This window comes from Monashia sp. HAY1-5C, from assembly GCF_056755255.1.
Genome location: NZ_JBPGXG010000695.1, coordinates 1 through 240, shown reverse-complemented (window position 1 = coordinate 240; position 240 = coordinate 1). Strand labels below are relative to the sequence as shown.

Genomic DNA, 240 nt, shown 5'->3' with positions numbered 1-240 from the left:
GAAGAAAGCCAAGACGATGACGAGACTTGAAGTGCGAAAGGCACCCGCCAGCCTGCCGATGCAGTTTCGCGGCGAGGCTCTTAACAGCTCCATCGACGCGGAAGCGCGTACGGTGACGCTGGCATTTACGACGGGGGCGGCTGTCCGCCGGCTCCGTTATACGGGATGGGATAGCGCCGTGCCGTTTGACGAAATCCTTGTTGTCAGCGAACGGGCAATTGACCTTTCGCGCATGAATGC

Annotated in this window: 1 protein-coding gene; it reads left to right on the top strand. The window is 59.6% G+C overall.

Annotated features, from left to right (window positions below):
- A partial coding sequence (locus tag ACR9ZK_RS23230) for a hypothetical protein (RefSeq protein ID WP_481344272.1) occupies nt 1-240 on the top strand: 240 nt, incomplete at both ends.